The sequence below is a fragment of the Vibrio sp. MA40-2 genome (genome assembly GCF_047302445.1).
GTDB lineage: Bacteria > Pseudomonadota > Gammaproteobacteria > Enterobacterales > Vibrionaceae > Vibrio.
The window spans coordinates 1003685-1021737 of record NZ_CP178627.1; the positions used below are offsets into that span (position 1 = coordinate 1003685).

The following is an 18053-nucleotide window of genomic DNA, read 5'->3' on the forward strand; positions in this document are numbered from 1 at the left end:
ATGAACATCAGGGAAAAGTCATGAAGAGGTGCGTGCTTTCAGGGTTCTTAATACCTTCCGGAGATAGTTATTATCCATCGCACACTTATTTCTTTTGCGCTTTATATTACCTTTGAATGATCTTTCTGGTCTCGAAAAGTTCGAACAACTCTATCTGATCCTTGAAAATTCTCTGCTCGTTCTTACGTTCTTTTTCTGGACTCATTCCACGGAAACCGCAAGAACATACGCATTAAACCCACGGAGAAATCATGAACTTCCTCGTCAATAAAGGCTTGCCAGCACCTTCAAAAGGTACTTAGAATCCATCGCACACATCGCTCTTTTATGTTTAATGCTCGCTTTCAAAGTCGTTTCACTCTTCAGTATGTTTAAATACATCTATTTGATCCTTGCAAAGTTCTATGCACTTTCTTCTGTCCGTTTTCGGCAAGCGTCTTCACCAAATGTCGTATCGAGAGACCAATGCATCGACTCGACCAACCAATGTGAACGCGTTGCATTTAACAACTCCTTAGCATTTAAAACTTCCGAGCTAATGTAGTATCTCACCGTGATTTCTGACTCTTTTGCAACGGCTTCTTCTTGCCTTACAGAAACGACTATACCCATTATTTTTAGCTCTAGCCAATCTAGTTTCTTGTCTACCACACGACTTTTCTTGTGTACTGTAAGAATCGCCATCGTGTTTTTGTAGCATACTCATATCGAAATAATTATCGAATGCTTGCTCTAAACGACCTTGATTGCCTTTCACCGCAAGCAAGTAATTTGCGTTTTTGTTTAGTTTGAACGGAAAAACTCTAAATCGCTTCAAGAAATCCAACTTAACTTCACCGTAAAGGCTAACCACTTTCCAGTCATCTTGACCAGAAAGCACAGCACAAACTGTAACAGAATGATATCAGTTAACTTGTGTTCGACTTTGCTTTGCTATCGGTAATCTGGAATGACGTCAAAATGCATAAATGGGTGCGGCTTACTCACTGCTGAACCTTCAATTTGTCTATGGAGGTATTAGAAAACACTGGAAATGCACTACACATCGATCATCGGACAATTGACTGTTATGTGAAAACGTTAACTAGTGAAGTTCAAGAATTGAGAACTCAATACGTCACGAACCCTTTAAAAATCGACATGTACGTGATTTTTCCTTGCATGCCCACTTTACACCGAGCACCCAGCATTCGGAGTTAACCAGTGTACTTATCCTGAAATAATGAGACGATTTCAGTTTTGATGTTGCTTTAAATTAACGACGCGTCCACATGGGTTCAGAATAACTCATCTCCATGCACCGCACCTCGCCAGAATTCTTTTCTGATTTCCTTTCAACGCTTCTGCCCATTACTCTTAATAAGAGCCACTTGCAGACGGTTTAAAGCCGACTTCCGACAGTAGACTTTAAGGGCCTACCTTTATATCTTCTTAAGCTTACGCTCAAATAACTAACCTTAACCTTAAGTTAACCTCGGTGCTCCGCAGCACACTCATGCGATTTCCCTGACTTTAAAAGTAACAGGAAATCAGTGTGAAACGAAAAACCAATCAACATTGATAACAAAAAATAACTTTTCCATTTAAGCAGAATACTAATTACACAAAACAAATAGCGTGACTAACAAATAAATTCAACCTAACATTTAGATCTATAGAGTTCTTCAAGTAAAGTAACAACATTATGTACATCGAAGCGCTGAACAGATTTATTACTGTTTTCACTTAAACGTTCATATGCAAGATCGTCAACTTTTCTAGCTTTCAACATAGCTTCGAGTAATTCACGTTCGCCTATTTTTGCCAAATAACCATTTACGCCCTCAGTTACTACGGATGAAATATCACCACAATCTGTACTCACTACTGGAACATTAGAACTAAGAGATTCAATTACGGATACTGGTAGCCCTTCCCAGTCAGAACTAAGAACAAAGTAATCAGATTCATTAAGCAACAAATTAATATCATCACGAGGCCCCAACATTATCACATTATCATGAAGGTTATACTCTTCTATCAACATTTTAATCTTTGCAAAATTTTTGCCTGAACCAACTATTTGCAATATATCTTCAGGATAATTAACAAGGTATTTTTTTAAAACTTTAAGAAGTCTGTCATGCCGCTTTTGATCTGTAAGACTGGCTATGTTAATCCATTTGACCTGATGATTCCTTTTTGTATTACCTAATGAAAATTTTTCTAACGAAACAGGGTTGGTATATAGTTCAATAGGTTCCAAAAAACCTTGTTCCAAATAGTTCAACCTACCTTTATTTGACACATGAGAAACATGAGGTTTAAAAATTTTCACTAAAATTTTCAAAACTTCAAATCTCATTTTATTTCCTTCATTTGTATTATGAGAGGTAATAAAACAAGGAACACTCATCAATTTGGCATAAATTGGTGACAGTATATTTGAATGGATCATATGAGAGTGCAATACATCGGGTTTGAATTTACATAGTGCTTTGTATAAATGATAAAGGTTCGCTATCTTCGTCAATGGAAAATAATTAACTTCTACCCCTTCAAACCTTTTGATTAAGTCTCTATTGTTAGCAATAGAAAATATTGCCACGTCATGGTTAGCACTTAAGTGTTTGGATACTGTCGCGAGTTGCGCTTCAGCCCCACCGCGAGCTAACCCTGTAATTATATAAGCTATTCTCATTATCCATTAAACCCATCAACGTTGAAAAAATTATAAATATAATATTCAACCTTATCTTGAGCAAGTGTATTTACCTTCCTGGAAGGGACACCACAAACAATGGAGCTAGTTTCGATGTTTTTGACTACTACAGAACCTGCGCCAATTACAACATTATCACTTATTATAACATCTTCGACAATTGAAACATTTGGGGCTACATAGACATTACTTCCGATACTTGCAGCATTCCCTTTTACAGATCCAATAGAACTAAACTGACACATTGTAAAGTTATCACCAATAGTTGCTGTCGAATTCACTACTACATTTCCGTGTGGAATAAACAAACCATAGCCAATTGGCACTTTACTACTTATTTGAATATTTACTCTTGAACCTAGCCATGCCTTGAATAGAGAGCTTGGGATTCTAATAAATAAATTATTCGACTTAGATAATCTAAAATATAGACAAAACCGAAAAAATCGGTTGCTAGCACACAAAGAAATTATATCGAAAAAACCACATTTCCCAAAATATCTATAAGCATCACTTTTTATATAACGCCAACATTCAGATAGTATCATCATTCAGTTCCCCCATGATTAAGATTTAAAGGTGGAAGCCACAGTATATGAGGAAATCATGAACCTCCCCGTCAATAAAGGCTTGCCAGCACCTTCAAAAGGTACTCAGAATCCATCGCACACATCGCTCTTTTATGTTTAATGCTCGCTTTCAAAGTCGTTTCACTCTTTAGTATGTTTAAACACATCTGTCTGATCCTTGCAAAGTTCTATGCACTTTCTTCTGCCCGTTTTCGGCAAGCGTCTTCACCAAATGTCGTATCGAGAGACCAATGCATCGACTCGACCAACCAATGTGAACGCGTTGCATTTAACAACTCCTTAGCATTTAAAACTTCCGAGCTAATGTAGTATCTCACCGTGATTTATGACTCTTTTGCAACGGCTTCTTCTTGCCTTACAGAAACGACTATACCCATTGTTTTTAGCTCTAGCCAATCTAGTTTCTTGTCTACCACACGACTTTTCTTGTGTACTGTAAGAATCGCCATCGTGTTTTTGTAGCATACTCATATCGAAATAATTATCGAATGCTTGCTCTAAACGACCTCGATGGCCTTTCACCGCAAGCAAGTAATTTGGGTTTTTGTTTAGTTTAAACGGAAGAACTCTAAATCGGAATACACCTATTTTAAGGGATGGTTACGGCGCTAATCATGCCTATCGCTCTAACTATTGTCGAAGTAGATGGTACACAATCACTAAAATCACCAAATCGCTTTAAGAAATCCAACTTAACTTCACTGTAAAGGCTAATCACTTTCCAGTCGTCTTGACCAGAAAGCACAGCGCAAACTGTTAACAGAATGATATCAGTTAACTTATGTTCGACTTTGCCTTGCTATCGGTAATCTGGAATGAGGTCGAAATGCATAAATGGGTGCGACTTACTCATTGTTGAACCTCCAATTTGTCTATGGAGGTATTAGAAATACACTGAAAATGCATTACAAATCGATCATCGGAGAATTGACTGTTATGTGATAACGTTAACTAGTGAAGTTCAAAAATTGAGAACTCAATACGTCACGAACCCTTTAGAAATCGACATGTACCTAATTTTTCTTTGCCTCCTCCTGCCTTTCGAACTCGCAACGACTACCGCCACCGTAAGAAACACAACATCGGTAAGTTTGTGTTCTACTTTCTATGAGCGGCGTAGGTCTTTAATAACTGAAATATGATCCAAAAGGCTTAATCCGTTCATTATACTGACTTCGTTTCTGTAAAAGTCAGTATATAATCACAGCTAGTTTTAATCGTCAAATCGATCAATATATTATTGCAATTTATGTGGCTTCAATGTAGAAATCATGAGCTCGGTCAAGCCTTATTTCACAAGGGTTTTTCATGAGATCTTGCCCTGACTGAGCCTAACAAGCGACGAACCTTTAAACATGGGCACGTACATGATTTTTCCTTGCTGATACCTTCCCAAGAATCTTAGCTGGTTAATAACCCCAGCCAAAAAAAGGTTTGCCCAAATTTGTGAAATAATAATAAAAAATGAAAACCAAAATAGGTAAGAATGCTAAAAACCTATTCTTTCCATCAATTAAGAATGGAATAATGATAATAAAAATAACAAAACTTTCAAATACTCTAGATATAAAAGGAACAAAAAAATAGCCAGATATATATAAAGGTAAAATAGAAATTATGAGTCTATACTTATATAATTCATTTTTCTTGAATGTAAAAAATAATAACAATAGAGAGGACCAAAAAAAAAGTCCAATTCCGCTGACATTAAGTGAGGATGAAACTACACGTTCAACTTGTCTGACTGGGAGATAAGATACTACAGTTTTAAATATAAAAATTATACATAGTATTAAACTAATAGTTCCGAACCAATAAAGTATTCTTTTATAACCGAGCTTTTTATGGAAGTAATGCCAAATCCCAAAAGGGGCAAGAAACCAAAAACTAGAATGAATTAACGTTGCCAAAAGATAAAATAAGACCCGTGCTTTTGCATTTTCAAAAAAAAACCATCCAATACAAAAAAAACAAATAGCAACACCTTGCCTCAAATGCACTATGTTATTTTTTATAACAAGGGGAAAGATCACAACTAAAAATAGGTATAAAATCAACTCTTTATTTCTTACTTTCTTTGAAGAAATATATCCTGTCAATACGAATGGAAAAAATATTAATGACCGAATTACACTCTCAGGCGAGAGAAACTGCATTAAAAATGTATTGAGCAATAACCACAATGGATCATTAAAAAAAACATAAAATATTGAAATGTCGAAATTTCGTTGTAATATCTCTATAGAACCTTTAGCGTATGTGAGATAGTTATGTCTATCTAAAACCGCATCAACAGGGACCACAAAAGTTAGATATAATCCGATACCTAACAACAATAGATTAAATATAAATCTATTCAAGGAAATGAACATGATCTACATCTCTTCAATAAGGTTGTTATATATAAATGCAATATTCGAAATAGAAAAATCAGCTATAGATTGTCTAATAGTTTCCCTATCCTCTTGGTTATTAAGTAATAATTCTACACAATCTAAAAAATGTATGACATCATTATTTTTGACAAGTAGACCATTATCAGAATTTATTATTTCTGCGGGTCCAGATGGACAGTCGAAACTAACAACTGGAGTTCCATATGAAATCGATTCTATTAAAACATTTGGAAAACCCTCATACAAAGAAGTCAAAGCAGTAAGTTGAGCATTATAATAAAGCTTTGCAACGTCTGATGTAACGCCTAAAAAGAAGATGCGACTGCTCAAACCTAACTTCTCAGTTAATTCAATTAAACTTTGTTTCATAGAACCGTCACCAGCAATGACAAGATTTATACTTTTGTCATTAAGTTTCGAAAAAATTTCGATGAGTCTATGTACTGATTTCTGCCTTTCTAGCCTCCCAACATACAAAATATATTTGTCAAACTCGTTCTGTTTACTAAAATCATTATAGTCAAAAATAACTGGATTATAGATGACTCTCATCTTATTTTGATGGAAGGGAAATAGTGAGATCATATCCTCCTGCATAGCATTACATTGATTAACTATAATATCAGAATCAAAATAGATCTTATTAAAACAAAAATAAACGAATTTACTAATGAATGAAGTTCTTGACAAGTCTAAATTCTTTGAAATAGTGTTGATATTTCTCGATATGACTTTAACTTTTTTAAATAACAACTTGTTGATAACGTTAAGCATCATTGTTGTTTCATAGTTAAACGATATAAAAATGTCGTCTTGCTTAGAAGATACTAATAACTTTGTTAATGAAAATAAAGTATACGCTGCTCTCTTCTTTCTGAAAAATATAATTGATACAGAATCTGCGACTTTACTGCCCAAAGTTTGGTTGCGCTCACCTAAAAGAGTGATAAGGTTCACTTTATTATTACCATTATTCGACAGTTCATTTGCAAGTTTAACGGCAACGCCTTCCGCTCCACCAGCGTTAAGAGAACGTACTAATAAATTAATATTTTTCATATATAACCTTATCAAAACAATATATAACACTTAGAAATAAGTTAGACAAAAGCATAGCAAAAGGAATATAACGTATTCCGTAAAAGGAAAATAAATAAACCAAAGAAAAATAGAGCGCAATCGATAACCAGTTATAACTTGCCAATCTAGCCGTGAGACCTTTATGGACCAATATATTGGATGGTATTATGTAACATAAAGTTAAAATGTTTGAGACTGAAAAAATTGATAATATAAAACCAAAATCGGTAACTGACTCACCAAATATGAATGTATACACAGAATTTGGCAAATAATAAAAGAAAATAAAAACAATCACAGATAAAAGAGCAGTGACTAACAAAACCAAAAGCGAATGTTTTTGTTCTATTTTTTTACTTTTAATTTGGGTTTGCAAAGTAGGCATAAGCGCTCTACTCAGTGCTAACGACACTACCGAAATCACCCCAGCATATTGATAAGCTAGTGCATATACAGAGAGTAAATCGGCTCCAAACTTTTCATATATAAAAAACCTGTCTACCTGACCTTTCATGACAAATGTGAAATTAGTAATCAAAAATGAACCTCCACCAAAAATAATGAATTTATTCATTTTTTTTTCCCATAGAAGTCTGCGACGTTGTATATTTTTTTTAAAAAAACTAAAACAGAAAAGCATCACAATACAATTAGATATTAAAATCATTTGAATTCTTATCGTATATGTTGCTTGGTAAAATTCAAAACATAATATTGTAATAATTGTGGAAATAACTATAGGAACTAATTTAATCAAGCTGGTTGATAGACCTCTTCCTTTGCAGTTTTGCAACGAAGCAAAGAGCCCTAATACTGAGAATGTCAGAGAACAAAGTAGAGCGATGATATACTCTTGTTCAGAGAAAATATTCAGCAGAAGAAAAGTAATGATTGTTATTGTAAAATTTACCTTTAACAAAAGAAACATTAATCTTAATACGCCATCTCGACTATAACGAAAGAAATAACGTACAATTAATTTTTCCCCCCCATATGTAATCAACACTTGCGTCGTAGCAATAAATGCTAATTGTAGAGATAAATTTGCGAAATCCGAACTGCCTAAACTGCGAAATAAATAGGGTGTTAATAAGAAAGGTAACCCACGACTAAATAAATCAGATAACAAATAAATTATCGCATTTTTTTTAAGATTACTCATTTAATTCTTTCTGTAGAAATTGATATATTCCATTACTTATTGCAGTAGACTTTATACTATTGTAATTATTTTTATTTATTAAAAATGGGCCTTCATATGCACTTACACTACCAAAAAGTTGAGATTCCACATCAAAAAAACTATCTGATTCACTATCAATGAACTCTTTCAATGAACATCTGTCTGTATACTTATGACTTTTATTATGGTGGATGTATGCTCCACAACCAAAAAAGACAACACGGTTTCCCCTTATTAAAGCCTCTACACCTACACTACCTGTAATTGTCGAAATCAAAGTAGCTTTATCCATCAATTCATATGAATCATAGTCGAGTGATAATAACTCAACACCAGGTATCGAACATATCTCATTATAGAAGTCGGTATCTCTTTCTTTCCAATGACACAAATTTGTGAACGTTGAAGGATGCTCTTTTACATATAAGCTGGTTGTAACAGGTAAAGCAGCTCTGAGCTCTTTGATCGCAAGTAATTGCTGTGAAAATCCGTATCCTTCCGGGAGAGTAGTTCTCTCAGGTTGATAATGTAGAAAAAAAACACTATAGTCCTGGCTTTTATTTATCTCACTCACGGCCAATTCATTGTATTTGTAGAAGCATCTGTATTTATTAACTAATAAGTCTGGTCTTCGCCAGTTATTCTTCAGGTCTGCAATGATATTATAGTATTTTCCTCTATTAGCTCTTAACCTTTCCGCTTCGTAATCCGGCAGAGCAACATCTCTAGAAGCTTTCTTTTTTTCAGTGAACTCATGTATTAGTTCTTTTTCTTCTTTAGATAGATATAATTCATCATGTAAACTAATTCGTTTTTGATTCCGATGTAACCCTTCAAGCATATCAACACGCCACGGAACTATTGATATTTGAAATGTACACACTTTGACTGACATCGATTCAGCTACTTTAGCCATGATCCACGTATTTATACCATGTGGCGTGCTAGGATAAATAATCATGTCTGGTTTATGCATCTTGATGAATTTATATACCGAATCACAAATACTTGATATCCACCTTATCTTCTTACTTGTTGTTTTAAAAGGTGAATTAGAACGATCATATAACATCATTGTTTTATGGTCATTTATTATTGCTTCAATGATAAAGTGTGGACAAATTTTTAAGTTGTCATTTAACGGAGAACATGTAGGGTTGCGGTGTATGTACAAGTCACTTGCAATATTTTTATACAACTCATAACGCTCGTCATTTTCAGATAAAATCTGAATATTTTCACTAAATTTTTCGTTGATTTTTCTCAAAAAATCACTAGAAAGCAACCCAGGATCTAAAAGAATTTTCATTATGTCCACCTTGTTAAATTAAAATCAGATCCTGATTCCATCAAAAACTCTATACTGGAAATCTTATCAATCTTATCTAAAATTTTTAGACTTATTTTGTGATTTGATGTGCGTGTATTGTTTGTTTCCTTAATTAAAGCCTCTAGGTTTTCTAATTCATCAACAAACATCTGCATTACTTTTGGAGAAGCAATGAAAAAGAAATCTAAGATTCCCATTTTATCATCTGTTGGAAACCCACGTTGGTATTTAAAGAATCTATCCTTGCTATTATTGAATGTATCTTCTTTAATATTTTCACCATTTGAATTTTTATATCCAACCCAACCAGGCACGTAAAATTTTTCTTCACACAAACTTGAAAAGTCCAAAACATTAAAGAAGCTAAGATCAAATCTGGTTATCATAACAAAATCATAATTAATATCATTTTTAATACTATAATCTTTTTGAATTTCGAATACTCTTCTATAGCTATACCATCGAGAATAGATATTATTAAATCTATTAAGTTCTACAGGTAAGCCAGACAATTTTTTATATATACCCTTTAAAGTCCAGTACAATGTTGGATTTACAAATGATTTTTTCATTTCGCAAACATAAGATTTTGGCTTATAAGTTTCAACTAGAAGATCTTCTTGTCCATCACTCCATGTATGAAAGAAAACATCTATATTCTCATTTAATATATTCTCTTTATATAAATCTGACTCTTTTTGAAATGTAACAGGGAGTCCCCCATGCTTGTCATTTAGACCAACTGACATCCCATGTAGGCAAAATGCCACTTTCAATTTCTTTTCTTTAATAGACATAATACATCCGATACTATATTCACTATAACCACCCACGGAAAAATCATGAACCTCCGCGTCAATAAAGGCTTGCCAGCACCTTCAAAAGGTACTCAGAATCCATCGCACACATCGCTCTTTTATGTTTAATGCTCGCTTTCAAAGTCGTTTCACTCTTTAGTATGTTTAAACACATCTGTCTGATCCTTGCAAAGTTCTATGCACTTTCTTCTGTCCGTTTTCGGCAAGCGTCTTCACCAAATGTCGTATCGAGAGACCACGGAAAAATCATGAACATCCTCGTCAATAAAGGCTTGCCAGGACCTTTAAAAGGTACTCAGAATCCATCGCACACATCGCTCTTTTGTGCTTAATACTCGCTTTCAAAGTCGTTTCACTCTTCAGCATGTTTAAACACATCTGTCTGATCCTTGCAAAGTTCTCTGCACTTTCTTCCGCTCGTTTTCGACAATCGTCTTCACCAAATGTCGTATCGAGAGACCAATGCATCGACTCTATTAACCAATGTGAACGCGTTGAATTTAACAATTCTTTAGCATTTAAATCTTTCGAGCTAATGTAGTGTCTCACCGTGATTTCTGACTCTTTCGCCACGGCTTCTTCTTGTCTCATAGAAACGACGATACCCATTGTTTTTAGCTCTGGCCAGTCAAACGCCAAGTCACCTAAAACACTCAAATCCGTGTTCGTTAAAGCCAATCTAGTTTCTTGTCTGCCACGTGATTTTTCTTGCGTACTGTAAGAATCACCATCGTGTTTTTGTAGCATGCTCATATCGAAATAATTATCGAACGCTTGCTCCAAACGACCTTGATTTCCTTTCACAGCCAACAAGTAATCTGCGTTTTTGTTTAGTATTTTTTGAGCGATTTTCTTTTGACATCCCATTGCATCAATCGTGACCAAACACCCCGATATATCAAGCAGTTCGAGCAACTCTGGGATAGCAGTGATCTCGTTGGACTTTTCGTAAACTTTGTGTTGTCCGAGACTAACGCCATTTTCGGTCGCAAAAGCGTTCACCATGTGAATTGCACCAAGGCCGCGAGAGTCATCATAAGAGCTCCTGACGGTTTTACCATCAATGGCAATCACTTCACCTTTGGTTAACTCACAGCAATCTTTCATCCACTCAATGAAGCATTTTTGAAGTCGAGTCGCACTAATCATACCCATCGCTCTAGCTATCGTCGATGTGGAAGGTACTCCATGACTAAAATCGCCAAATCGCTTCAAGAAATCCAACTTAGCTTCACCGTAAAGACTAATCGCCTTCCAGTCATCTTGACCAGAAAGCACAGCACAAATTGTTAACAGAATGATATCAGTTAACTTGTGCTCGACTTTGCCTTGTTGTCGGTAATCAGGGATGACATCGAAATGCATAAATGGGTGCTGGTTACTCATTGTTGGACCTCCAATTTGTCTATGGAGGTATTAGAAAACACTGAAAATGATCTACAAATCGATCATCGAACAATTGACTGTTGTGTGATAACGCTAACTAGTAGAGTTCAAAAATTGAGAGTTCAATACGTCATGAACCCTTTAAACATGGGCAGGTACGTGATTTTTCCCTGAAGTAGATGGTAAACCATCACTAAAATCACCAAATCGCTTCAAGAAATCCAACTTAACTTCACCGTAAAGGCAAATCGCTTTCTAGCCGTCTTGACCAGAAAGCACAGCGCAAACTGTTAACAGAATGATATCAGTTAACTTGTGTTCGACTTTGCCTTGCTATCGGCAATCTGGAATGAGGTCGAAATGCATAAATGGGTGCGGCTTACTCATTGCTGAACCTCCAATTTGTTTATGGAGGTATTAGAAAACACTGAAAATGCATTACAAATCGATCATCAGATAATTGACTGTTATGTCATAACATTAACTAGTGAAGTTCAAAAATTGAGAACTCAATACGTCACGAACCCTTTAAAAATCGACATGTACGTGATTTCAGTGAACTAGTTAATGAAAACATTACGCACTTAATCCCTTATTCCATAGGGGGGCATGATCTTTGCGTGAAGTTATAAATGGGCTAGCTTTGTAGGTTTTTAAAGTTCGCTTAGCCCTTTTAAAGCAAGAGTGTTTATGCGATTTCCCTACTAGCCAGGTTAATTATAAAATCTAGCTAGGTGCAGAGACATAAACTATGTATTGTTTAGTTTATGTCCACATAGTGGCTAAAAGATAGTGGAGTACCATACTTCAAGTCTTCACTAGCTTTAGAACCAATAACACCATCAAGATATTTTGGTAATATACCATTGCCCGGCCGGATTGATCGAACATGCTCTTCTGTAAACACTTCACCTTTTTTAATATCTTTTACCACATACAGTGAGCGACGGAACTTTACGTTACCTTTTTCAGCTTCAGTTCTCTTATAGTTAACCTGACCTAAAGCTTGCCATGCTGTTTTAGTATCTACACAAAGTGCTTTGAGCTCTGATGGTTCAAGAGAAAAACTATCATCAGCACCACCGTCGTTGCGATCCATTGTCACATGCTTTTCAATCAAGCATGCACCTAGAGTAACCGAAGCAACCGCGGTAGCATTATCAATAGTGTGATCAGAAAGACCAGATAAAACGTCAAACCGCTGTGCGATATCAGCAATTGTCTTTAAGTTATATTGTTCTGCAGGAGCTGGGTAGCCACTTACACAATGCAATACAACTAATTCCTTACACCCATTATCTCTCGCTGTTCTTACTGCTTCTGCAATCTCTTCCTCGTTTGCCATTCCGGTTGAAATAATCATCGGCTTACCGGTTTGAGCTACACGCCTAATCAAAGGCAAATCGACCACTTCGAAGGATGCTATTTTGTATGCAGGAGCGTCTAATTCCTCTAATAAATCCACAGCCTTAAAATCGAATGGTGAACTAAATATCGTAATACCTAACTCCTTTGCTTTTTCGAACAAAGGCTTATGCCATTCCCAAGGCATATGAGCTTCTTTATACAACTCATACAGAGTTTGGCCATCCCATAAACCGCCATGAATCTGAAACTCTTCCGAGTCACTATCTATAGTGATAGTATCGTGGGTATAGGTTTGAAGTTTAATAGCATCAGCGCCTGCTTTTTTAGCTTCTTCCATAATTTGAAAAGCACGATTTATATCACCATTATGGTTAGCAGAAAGTTCAGCAATAATATATGGAGGACAATTAGGACCAATTTCTCGATTATCGATGTATATGTTGTTATTCATTTTCTTCGTATACTCTCAATTTATCTTTCATAAGGTTTCTAATACCTTTCCACTCATGTGAAAAGATACCTAAATGTACTACATCGTGATATTCATTCCCATTGAAGAAAGCATCTCGATGAGTGCCTTCAACTTTAAAACCAAATTTGGAATGTAATTTCACCACTGGTTGATTAAAGCCTAAAACCTCACAACGTAATTTGTGTAAATCCAACTCAGTAAATGCATGCTCTAGAGCTCGATATTCCATCAAAGATCCTGTACCTCTTGCGGCATTGGGTGACGCATAGAATGCCCAAGAAGCGATTCCAGGAATTCGATTTATATCCGTAAATCCAACAACACCTGCTGACTCTCCATTTAACTCAGTTAAAAAATATTCTTTTGAACTATCGTTGCTCATGTTCGAAAACCACGACTTGTGCTCATCCATAGTGATTTCATGAGAGGTGTACATGTTTTTTCTAACATCTGGAGAATTTCTCCAAGCGAGAATTTCTTCTAAATCACTTTCTTCGAGTTGTCTAAATTTAATCACTCTTTTTTTCACGACAAAAGCTCTCCATTGTTTGAACGACCTTATTCGCACCGAAGCCATCAACTTCAAAATCACTAAAAGGCTCGATATAATCCCACCTTTCACATAAGCGTGCTAGCTCAAGTGCATAAGTATCGGTATTAGTCGTTATACCTTCACCTAAGTATCCAACAAACCCTAAATCTGACAAGTAATTTGAAAGTACTACTTGATTCTCCGCTACGGAAACAATCGAAGCAGGAACCCTAAGACAAAACCGCTCCCAGTTACTTACTCCTGAGGCGCCAATTGCATACTTACTATTACTTAAAGATAAATCAAAATTCTCTAAGTTTTTGTATATATAAACATTGCTCTTTTGATTAAGCTTTATCAAAGCATCAAAACGAGGGTTGATTCTCCCCGTGATCAAAATAGTATTAAACGGGAGCCTCTTAAACTCATTTGCTGCAAGAATAAACTTCTCGCACTCATTTGTAGGATCTGTTCCACCAAAAAAGACTAAGAGTTGATTAGATATTGAATCTCGGGGTGAATCCCGCAATGTTGAAAAATTCTCTCTTAAAAGAGCATATTCAGGACCAAGAAGCTTGATAGCAGAACAATCCAAATATCTTTTTGAAATGTTCGGCCATAGGTTTTGGTCAAGAATAATATCACTACAGTGTTCACGGTTAAGGTCATCAATCGATAAAATAGCGCATGACAGCTTACCAATAATGATACTTTCCCATTCATGGTCCAGCGCATAGTGATCCACAATCACCCACTCGGAATAATCAACTTTAGATAGAAAGTCATTTGCATCTTCTTCAACGCTACGTTGAAGCCAAGCTTTATAATCAGCGCTATGGGAGGGCGTCATTTGTAGACAAGAGGGAGTTAGCTCTAATACGTCAAAGCCTCTATCATGGATATATGTAATCATATCCCCAGACTGAGGCAGACAAGCAAAGCATACAGAAAAACCTTTGCTTTTTAATATATCAGCAAGCACCAAACAGCGCATGACGTGGCCACTACCGATAAATAGTGACGCATCCACTCGGAAGGTAACCTTCATTATTTATCTTAACCTCAATGCTGAAAAAAGAGATTCAGCCAGCTCCCAATCTTCTTGAGTATCAATATCTTGAACGCGTTTTCTCGGTAAGAGCACGGCCTTAGAGTGGCTGGAAAACACTGATAGTTTATCTAGAAAAGCATCTTTACGACCCCAATAAAACTGGCCAGCATCATGATACGCTTCTTCCAAGTCTTGTGATCTTACCTGTTCATTTTCAGGCGAAAACATAGAAACATAGCCTTGCTCATCAAGCTTAATTGCACGCTGAATCGGAAACGGAAACGATGTGGCACTAAATGTAAATTGCACACTAAATCCCCTAAGTAGCTCATAGCCTTTCTGAAGATCTTTAGGTAAAACAAACGGAGCGGTGGCGTACAAACAACAAACATCACCAATATCCCAGCCATTGTTAGCGCACCAAGTTATTGCATGATGCATCACATCCATGGTGGTAGCACAATCATCGGAGATATTCGAAGGCCGTAAAAATGGCACTTCAGCACCATACTTTATCGCTACCTCGGCTATCTCAGCATCATCAGTAGAGACAATAACCTTATCAAAACAATCCGAAGCAAGTGCAGCCTCGATTGAGTAAGCGATCATAGGCTTGCCATGAAAATGCTTAATATTTTTACGAGGAATACGCTTGCTGCCACCACGTGCAGGAATAATAGCAACGTTCATTACTTACCTGTCAAAATTTCGGTTACCACACGAACAACGGTATTTTGCTGTTCTTCCGTCATACCGTAGAACATTGGCAGTGAGACGGCTTCTTGATAGTAGCGTTCTGACTCAGGGAAATCCCCTTCAGTGAAGCCCATAGCTTGGTAATATGGCTGAGTATGAACAGGAATGTAGTGCAAATTAACACCGATACCATTTTCACGCAGTGCGTCAAACACTTGTTTATGAGTTAATGATATCTCATCCAACTTCAATCGAATTACGAATAAATGCAGACCTGAGTACGTATTTTCCAGTTGATAAGGAAGGACTAAAGGTAATTCAGACAACATTTGATTATAACGCTTAAACAACACATGACGCGTCGTAACAAATTCGTCAAGTCGTTGCATTTGAGTGGCACCTAATGCAGCTTGAAGTTCTGTCATGCGGTAGTTAAAACCTAAATCAACCTGTTGGTAATACCAACCACCGTGAGAAGCTTCCGTCATCATTTCAGGATCTCGTGTAATACCATGACTGCGCAAGAGAGTCATTTTATCCGCTAGCTCTTTCTGGTTCGTTAATGCAGCACCACCTTCAGCCGTTGTGACAATTTTTACTGGGTGGAAGCTAAATACCGTGATGTCTGAATATTCGCAATTCCCAATCGGTTGGTCTTGATATCGGCCGCCAATCGCATGCGAAGCGTCTTCAATAAGCTTAAAGCCGTACTCTTTGGCTAACTTACCAATTGCAATCATATTACATGGTTGTCCACACAAATGCACTGGTACAACGACTTTTGGTAGTCTGCCTTCAGCTTTTGCTTTAATTAGCTTTTCTTCAAGACGTTTAGGACACATGTTGTACGTCTGGGGATCAATGTCGACAAAGTCTACTTGTGCGCCGCAGTACAAGCCGCAATTAGCTGACGCGACGAAAGTAACTGGCGACGTCCATAACCAGTCACCTTGGCCCAGACCTAGCGCTAGACAAGCTATGTGTAATGCCGAAGTGGCACTGTTAACTGCCAAAGCATAATCAGCTCCAGTGTGTTTAATCAGTGCACTTTCGAACGCAGGAACCTGAGGCCCCTGCGTTAGAAAGTCTGACTTTAAAACGTCCAACACACTAGTAATGTCTTGTTGATTGATATCTTGTTTACCGTAAGGAATCACTTTGCATCTCACACTGTAAAATTTGGATCAACGTGCTCTTTAATCAATTCACGTAAGCCTTCAATCGTTTCCCATTCAGTATTGGTTCCTGAGTTGTATTTAAACCCAAAAGGAACCTTCTGCGCTTTATGGTGTTCCATATATTCAGTTTCTGTATAAATAAAAGAAACTGAAGGCAGAATCGCATAATAACGGCCTAAATCAATGGTATTAAGCGAATCGGTATCCGTAATCATCTCTTCGTGCAATTTCTCACCAGGACGAATACCAACAACTTTTGTTTCAACACCAGGTGCTACGGCTTCAGCAATATCTAAAATTTTATACGATGGAATTTTAGGAATAAAGATCTCACCGCCTAGATGATGTTTGATAGCATACATCACCATATTGACACCATCTTGCAATGAAATATTGAAACGTGTCATATCTTCGTGCGTGATTGGAAGCACTCCTTCCTGCTTCTTTTTTAGGAAGAAAGGGATCACTGAGCCACGCGAGCCCATCACGTTGCCATAACGAACCACACTGAAACGAATATCTTTCGAACCCTTAATGTTATTTGCTGCAGTAAATAATTTATCAGAAGTCAGTTTGGTAGCACCATACAAGTTAATAGGCGCACACGCTTTATCTGTAGATAACGCAACGACATCTTTTACACCACATTGCAATGCAGCATGGATGACGTTTTCTGCGCCATCAACATTGGTACGAATACACTCCGTTGGGTTATACTCTGCGGTATCGACTTGTTTGATCGCCGCAGCATGAATAATGACATCAACACCTTCACAAGCCTGAATCATACGATTCTGGTCACGAACATCACCTATAAAGAATCGCAACTTCTGATTGCCAGCGTAATCCTGCTTTAATTCAAATTGCTTGAGTTCATCACGAGAATAGATTCGGATAGTTTTGACTTCTGGGTATCTTGTTAAGATTGTTTTTACAAATTGTTTGCCAAAGGAGCCGGTACCACCAGTAATTAAAACTGTCTTATTATTAAGCATTGCAATTCCAATATGTGTTAATTTGTTAACTTTTTATCTCAGTGACTATTAACCAATGAGACACTTTTTATTCATTTTGAGACAGTCAATTTTTGACTATCTCTTATAAAACCTAGATTTCGCTTATTTTTTAAAAACGGCCCCAATAGGCCCTGGAAAATTGTTTCAAATACAACAGCTCCCATGGCGCCAGCACGCTTTATTATAAAGCTCTTTTTACTAGCAACAGTAGCTATGTCAAATCGAGAATACAGAACGGTAAAACAACTTAGCAGAA

Annotated in this window: 14 protein-coding genes and 4 pseudogenes; all 18 read right to left on the reverse strand. The window is 36.6% G+C overall.

All coding sequences use genetic code 11. The features are described 5' to 3' along the window. Positions 1 to 264 precede the first annotated feature (264 nt). A pseudogene (locus tag ACLKML_RS04435) lies at positions 265 to 966 on the reverse strand (ISAs1 family transposase). A gap of 673 nt (positions 967 to 1639) precedes the next feature. After that, complete coding sequence (locus ACLKML_RS04440; RefSeq protein ID WP_413282522.1) at positions 1640 to 2680, reverse strand: glycosyltransferase; 1041 nt, start codon at positions 2678 to 2680, stop codon at positions 1640 to 1642. Next, complete coding sequence (locus ACLKML_RS04445) at positions 2680 to 3252, reverse strand: serine acetyltransferase (protein ID WP_413282523.1); 573 nt, start codon at positions 3250 to 3252, stop codon at positions 2680 to 2682. Before ACLKML_RS04445 ends, ACLKML_RS04440 begins: the two co-directional genes overlap by 1 nt. A 68-nt stretch (positions 3253 to 3320) precedes the next feature. Continuing rightward, positions 3321 to 4144 (reverse strand): annotated as a pseudogene (locus ACLKML_RS04450) (ISAs1 family transposase). A 183-nt stretch (positions 4145 to 4327) separates the two neighbouring features. Beyond that, positions 4328 to 4456 (reverse strand): annotated as a pseudogene (locus tag ACLKML_RS04455) (ISAs1 family transposase); the annotation flags it as partial. A gap of 244 nt (positions 4457 to 4700) precedes the next feature. Beyond that, the gene (locus ACLKML_RS04460) at positions 4701 to 5663 is read right to left on the reverse strand and encodes an EpsG family protein (protein ID WP_413282524.1); all 963 of its coding nucleotides are present in this window, start codon (positions 5661 to 5663) and stop codon (positions 4701 to 4703) included. A gap of 3 nt (positions 5664 to 5666) precedes the next feature. Further along, on the reverse strand, positions 5667 to 6746 hold the full coding sequence (locus ACLKML_RS04465) for a glycosyltransferase (RefSeq protein WP_413282525.1): 1080 nt from the start codon (positions 6744 to 6746) through the stop codon (positions 5667 to 5669). After that, entirely contained in the window at positions 6733 to 7929 is a 1197-nt protein-coding gene (locus ACLKML_RS04470; RefSeq protein WP_413282526.1) for an oligosaccharide flippase family protein, read from the reverse strand. Before ACLKML_RS04470 ends, ACLKML_RS04465 begins: the two co-directional genes overlap by 14 nt. Continuing rightward, positions 7922 to 9259, reverse strand: a complete 1338-nt coding sequence (locus tag ACLKML_RS04475) for a hypothetical protein (RefSeq protein ID WP_413282527.1) — start codon at positions 9257 to 9259, stop codon at positions 7922 to 7924. The genes ACLKML_RS04470 and ACLKML_RS04475 overlap by 8 nt, the downstream gene beginning before the upstream one ends. After that, on the reverse strand, positions 9259 to 10077 hold the full coding sequence (locus ACLKML_RS04480) for a hypothetical protein (protein ID WP_413282528.1): 819 nt from the start codon (positions 10075 to 10077) through the stop codon (positions 9259 to 9261). Before ACLKML_RS04480 ends, ACLKML_RS04475 begins: the two co-directional genes overlap by 1 nt. 58 nt (positions 10078 to 10135) lie before the next feature. Next, positions 10136 to 10336: pseudogene (locus ACLKML_RS04485) on the reverse strand (transposase); the annotation flags it as partial. A 23-nt stretch (positions 10337 to 10359) separates the two neighbouring features. After that, positions 10360 to 11484 (reverse strand): ISAs1 family transposase, encoded by a 1125-nt coding sequence (locus ACLKML_RS04490; protein WP_413282529.1) that lies wholly within the window; start codon positions 11482 to 11484, stop codon positions 10360 to 10362. A 760-nt stretch (positions 11485 to 12244) separates the two neighbouring features. Beyond that, positions 12245 to 13303: a pseudaminic acid synthase gene (gene pseI / locus ACLKML_RS04495; RefSeq protein WP_413282530.1), complete on the reverse strand. Its 1059-nt coding sequence runs from the start codon at positions 13301 to 13303 to the stop codon at positions 12245 to 12247. Next, positions 13296 to 13853, reverse strand: coding sequence for a UDP-4-amino-4,6-dideoxy-N-acetyl-beta-L-altrosamine N-acetyltransferase (gene pseH, locus ACLKML_RS04500; RefSeq protein ID WP_413282531.1), 558 nt, complete (start codon positions 13851 to 13853; stop codon positions 13296 to 13298). The genes pseI and pseH overlap by 8 nt, the downstream gene beginning before the upstream one ends. Continuing rightward, a complete protein-coding gene (pseG, locus tag ACLKML_RS04505; protein WP_413282532.1) occupies positions 13834 to 14904 on the reverse strand; it encodes a UDP-2,4-diacetamido-2,4,6-trideoxy-beta-L-altropyranose hydrolase in 1071 nt (356 codons plus the stop codon). Before pseG ends, pseH begins: the two co-directional genes overlap by 20 nt. A gap of 3 nt (positions 14905 to 14907) precedes the next feature. Further along, a complete protein-coding gene (pseF, locus tag ACLKML_RS04510; RefSeq protein WP_413282533.1) occupies positions 14908 to 15597 on the reverse strand; it encodes a pseudaminic acid cytidylyltransferase in 690 nt (229 codons plus the stop codon). After that, positions 15597 to 16760, reverse strand: a complete 1164-nt coding sequence (gene pseC / locus ACLKML_RS04515; protein WP_413282534.1) for a UDP-4-amino-4,6-dideoxy-N-acetyl-beta-L-altrosamine transaminase — start codon at positions 16758 to 16760, stop codon at positions 15597 to 15599. The genes pseF and pseC overlap by 1 nt, the downstream gene beginning before the upstream one ends. An 8-nt stretch (positions 16761 to 16768) precedes the next feature. After that, positions 16769 to 17776, reverse strand: coding sequence for a UDP-N-acetylglucosamine 4,6-dehydratase (inverting) (pseB, locus tag ACLKML_RS04520; RefSeq protein WP_413282535.1), 1008 nt, complete (start codon positions 17774 to 17776; stop codon positions 16769 to 16771). Between the last annotated feature and the right edge of the window lie 277 nt (positions 17777 to 18053).